The sequence below is a fragment of the Schleiferilactobacillus shenzhenensis LY-73 genome (assembly GCF_000469325.1).
GTDB classification, from domain to species: Bacteria; Bacillota; Bacilli; order Lactobacillales; family Lactobacillaceae; genus Schleiferilactobacillus; species Schleiferilactobacillus shenzhenensis.
Map to the genome: position 1 here is coordinate 1 of NZ_KI271638.1, position 694 is coordinate 694.

The 694-nt window shown below is 53.3% G+C and carries 1 protein-coding gene; it reads right to left on the bottom strand.

From position 1 onward, the window contains the following. Nucleotides 1-137: 137 nt before the first annotated feature. Nucleotides 138-694 (bottom strand): RNA-guided endonuclease InsQ/TnpB family protein (locus tag L248_RS14925; protein WP_155828699.1); only part of this gene is annotated, 557 nt, incomplete at its 5' end.

The following is a 694-nucleotide window of genomic DNA, read 5'->3' on the forward strand; positions in this document are numbered from 1 at the left end:
TCCTCAAATGTATACACACCCGGTCCATGGTGTTCCTTTAGATTTAGACCGGTTAAGAGTCCATCTTTATCGATTCCGTTAACGCCAGTATTCCCCTATCCGGTCAAACCGGGTAATGACATTGACTGACTCTTGAATCATCTCGACGGGTTATCCGTCTCCGGCGGAAGCCCCGCCGCATATTGTCTTAAGTTCTCAACGGCATTTTCATCCCGGTTCATGACCGCCTCGCATACATAGCAGCGGTATGTGTCATGGTCGTGATGGATGGCGTCGCCTGCGAGCGTCATCTTGCCGCCGTAGCTTTCTTTCGTTTTGATGTAGCCGCACCGAGAACAGCGCTGGGTGGAAGGAAACCAGCGGTCCGCTACAATGACGGTCTTACCCGCCCAGGCGGCCATGTACGTGATGGTCGTCCGGAACCGGCGGAACAGACTGCGCTGGACGCCCTTGGCCATTTTCTTGGACATCTTCATGCCGTTGACGTCCAAGTCCTCGATGCAGATGACATCGTAGGTAGTGACCAAGAAATGGCAGAACTTGTTGATCAGGTCTTGCTGCAGGTCGTTGATGTGCTGGTAGGCCCGGTTGAGCTTAGCGACGGTGTTCCGATAATTCTTGGTCCAGTAATGGTGGGGATTGGCCCGCCGTTTCCGGTTCATTTTCTTCTGGTAATACTTGATGCGCTGCTGCC